Consider the following 4,043-nt stretch of genomic DNA (forward strand, 5'->3'; position numbering starts at 1 on the left):
CACTCTGCATTGCAGTGGGCGACACCGGCAGAATTCGCTCGCCAGGCAAGGGAAAGTGCCTTCTTGGCCGGTATCCAGGAGTCGGAAAATTCTAATAATCGGTGATACTGATTTCGGGGTACGGTCAGGAGTCGGAAAATTCTAATAATCGGTGATACTGATTTCGGGGTACGGTCAGTTCGGCAATCCAATTAACGCAAGGACGCTGACGATGATTGAGGTTGTTTTTCCGACTCTTTGTTGTTCTCCAACGGGATCGCTGATGAAATTTTATATTTCCATTTGGAAATTTTTCTACGCAGGAATAATTATGCTAGGATTCTTTGGGCATTGATTAAACATAAAAAGTGCGCTAGGGAGAGGTTGTGAAAATAACACTGTTTGTGGTAATATTGTCATGTTCCATCGGAGGATGTGCCGCATCCACGGTGATTTATCCGTCCCCACAAGCATCATTCAAAATCGCACCGCCCGCAGCTCCGGCTTGGCTTGCCGATGATCCTTATGACCATAAAAATTACGAGCATGGCTACATCCGTGTGTCTGCGACTATCGATAGACTTGGTAAGGTAGCTTGCATCACACCGGGAAAGTCGAATAGCTTTCACAGAGACAGAGTGGATATCGCCTTGACAGCGATTCCACGTGGCTTTGCGCATGTAGAAGAAATCGAAATTCCGTTATATGAAAAACACCTGGTTTCAGACAAGCGCAACCAGTGCGTCGAACCTACCGCATCGGAAGTGTTAATTGTTCCGAATTCTGTTGTCCAATCTAATCAACCGCAAAAAATAACCTTGGTGTTTAGATACAGTGGGGATCGGGAAGAAGCTGTGTCCTCTCAGGCGGCTGTTTTATTAGGGGTTGCGAGCGCTTTAACTACCGGGGGCGCTGCACAAACGATTGCTGGTTTTACCAATTTGGCTAGTAGCAATTCGTTCAAGAATGTGGGCGACTATTACAAGTCACTTACAAGTAGTTCGTCATTGTCGCCCGTGGAGCAGGTTATCCATTGGGAGGATCTGACGGCAGGAAAAAATGAAATCAGAATACCCATATGGCAGACAGAAACTAAGCAGGAGTCCGAAAATGCCTCTACTGCAGCTGCTGATGCCTATTTAGGTGGGAGAACCAAAGATCATTTGTTTGATGTCGTGTTCCATATTTCATTTCAGCGTTCACTATTCGGACAAGCGCCAGTGCTGCCGCTTTTCATCCCTGATAGAAATACGTTTACTGATGACGACGTTCTTCAATTCCCTCCTGGTTCAGGTGTCTCAACACTAAATATATTGCAAAAACTCAACGCGAAGACACCGACATTGCTCCAGAGTCTGGGGCAGAGCGATCCCGAAGTTTATTCAGGGGCATGTCGTGAAATTCGCAGCAACGTCGATGCACTGAAATTAGCTAAGTATGATCGTGCGATCGTGATGGCAGCTTTGCTAAACACCGCAAGGCCAGGCTGGAATAAAGATTCCAAATTTGTTACACAGTGTCTACAGCCGTATCGAAACTACGTCGAATTGATTAATGTTGTTTATGACAAACTGATCCCGAATTTCCCCGTAGACGTTGCAAATTATAAAGAAATCGCAGAAGGAGAGAATAGCGATTGGACAAAAGCAATGGGGCCGTTGTTAGAGGAGCTTAGCTTTTCGTTCAAGCAAAACCAAGAAGTCGAAAAAGTCAGACTATTAAATTTTATCGATGCGTCGACCAAAATATCGGCCGAGCCTCTCGATTGGGACCCAATCTCGTTGTCGAGCGATAAGACTCAGGAGCAGCGACTGTCCGAGTTAGCCAAGATAAGAGTACGAAATATCGGTTGTTTTATACCGAATACAAATGGGGTGGAATCTGGTGTTTATAAGGGGCCTTCAGGCGCATTTGTTTTACGATTGGATAACGGGCATACCTACACGGTGAGCACCGATTTTGATAAAAATACAAAGAAGCTCTCCGCGATTTCATTTACTATTTTTGATGTTGGTGGCTCTTTCCACCAAAGAATTATCGGATCAAGATATCCGTCCGACTCCAGTTGCGTCGCATTATTCAAAACTAATTAATTTTAAAACTGCGAGCGGTTCTGCTTATGAAAAAGACGGGGGCGAACAAAATTGTTATTCGCTCACGCATTTGGCATATCGACCATAAGGTTAATGAGAAAAAGCGGGCTACATCAAACTACCTGCCGGAAGAAGAAATATCGGGAGAGCATGAGACTCAATCATGCAAGTGGTATTAGATTTAGCTGGAATTAAATTTTTTAACAAAGCGGAATCGGTCAAGAGCCGACGGTAGGAAAAAGCAGAACGTCTCGCCAACTGCATGACTTTAGACTGGGAATTCATACGAAAGATAGGCAATCCCACCGTTCACTTGAACACCTTCCATTATCTCAACACGTTATTGAAATTCTCACCAAGCAGCAAGGGCAGCATGAGGACTTAGTATTTCCTTCGCCACGGGATCAGGTAGAGCTTTCAGATATGGTACTCACCAGTTTTTTACGCCGTGTCAAGGCACCTAGCGATAAACCTGGCCGCGTCGCAACCGCGCATGGCTTTCGGTCAACCCTCCGCGATTGGTGTAGTGAACAGGGTTATCTCTCTCTCGGAGAAGAGCGCATCGAGCCAATCGGTCAATTGGGAAAGCGAAGAGAGTTTAAAGCTCGGAATGGGGTCAATTGGCTTTTACAAGAGCAACAAACCTCCGACGAGTACACCGGAGGCGTTCGAACGGGGGCAAGCAGTGAAGTGGGAGCATGCTGCTTTAATTCACGAAATCGAAGCCGCAAGTGCCAAGCGCTGAAATATTTATGGAGATGGATATGGCTGCTTCAGTGAAAATAAGACTTGGTAACCTATTTGATGGTCCTTCAGATATGATTGTGTTGCCATGTGCAACCGTGGGAGCTGTCACTGGATTTGTCGCTCGCTCCCTTGATCATTACTCACTTCCCCATCCGAAACCGGGCATGAAGCTAGGGCAAGTTGAGATTATGCCATTTGAAGGCGGGGAAAATATCGCCCAATTTGTTGCGTTTGCCGCCTCTGTTGCTGCTATGACTTCGACCGCGTCGGCAATTAAAGAAATCGGTAGTGCATTGGGTAGGTTCACGACTGAACAAGCATCGGTTCGTGTCGTTAATGTTCCTCTGCTTGGTGCTGGCGCTGGGGGGCTTCAAAGTGAGGAGGTTGTAAGGGCTTTGAAAGAAGGGTTTTGTAACACCGCTCACGCAGATGCAGTTCTGAACATCTTTGTGCTTCACAAGGAGGTATTTGACAGACTGCGCGGAAACAAGAAGGGAATTGCAGGACGGAGACGAGAGGCGGTTCGCGTATTTGTTAGCCACACGTCCAGCGATAACGAGGCTGTGAATTGGGTAAAAGAGCTTGCACTTTTTCTGATTGATCACGGCATTCAAGCTCGATTGGATAAATTTCATCTGCGACGAGGTATGGATCTACCGCAATGGATGTGTAATGAATTGGCATTGGCGCAGAAAGTAGTAATTGTTTGTGATGAGCAATATAAGAAAAAAGCTGATGGACGTCTTGGAGGTGTTGGTTGGGAAACGATGATTATTCAAGGTGATATTTCTTGTCTTCCAGCCGATAGCATCAAGTACCAAGTTGTTGTTCGAGAAGAAAATTTGGGTGACGGGCTTCCGATGTATCTAAAGACCCGGTATGTTTTTCATGCTCGTCCCTCAGATAATTCACAATTGTTTCGAGAGGAGTTGGTACGCGAACTTTTGGAACTCCCTTTGGACGAGAGGCTTGAAGCGAGGGAGTTTTCTGTATAGCGCGCTCACAGAGTTTTCACAGGAATGTCCGCGAACTGAGAGATACGTAAATGCGACCTGTAAGGGCCAATTCATGTTCCATTACATTACTGCTGGCTATATTGACCTTACCCCGCTGAGTGCACCAATCGCAAGTTAGTAATTTCGCTGTTTTCGTTGTGATGCAATACCCGGAATTGGTCCGGTGCCATTTGCCCAAGGGCGCTATGTGGACGAACTGAGTTGTAAT

General features: G+C 46.0%; 3 protein-coding genes. All 3 read left to right on the top strand.

Annotated elements, in window-relative coordinates; translation table 11 throughout:
• The first annotated feature begins 365 nt into the window (after positions 1-365).
• The 3 genes from KHU33_RS25630 to KHU33_RS25640 all read left to right on the top strand — a co-directional run bounded on the left by KHU33_RS25630 (position 366) and on the right by KHU33_RS25640 (position 3,814).
• A complete protein-coding gene (locus tag KHU33_RS25630) occupies positions 366-2,072 on the top strand; it encodes a hypothetical protein (RefSeq protein ID WP_211468294.1) in 1,707 nt (568 codons plus the stop codon).
• A gap of 493 nt (positions 2,073-2,565) precedes the next feature.
• On the top strand, positions 2,566-2,817 hold the full coding sequence (locus tag KHU33_RS25635) for a hypothetical protein (protein WP_211468296.1): 252 nt from the start codon (positions 2,566-2,568) through the stop codon (positions 2,815-2,817).
• Positions 2,818-2,836: 19 nt separating this feature from the next.
• A complete protein-coding gene (locus KHU33_RS25640; RefSeq protein ID WP_211468298.1) occupies positions 2,837-3,814 on the top strand; it encodes a toll/interleukin-1 receptor domain-containing protein in 978 nt (325 codons plus the stop codon).
• The last annotated feature ends 229 nt before the right edge of the window (positions 3,815-4,043 follow it).

Origin of the sequence: Collimonas silvisoli (assembly GCF_018305005.1) — a bacterium.
GTDB lineage: Bacteria > Pseudomonadota > Gammaproteobacteria > Burkholderiales > Burkholderiaceae_D > Collimonas > Collimonas silvisoli.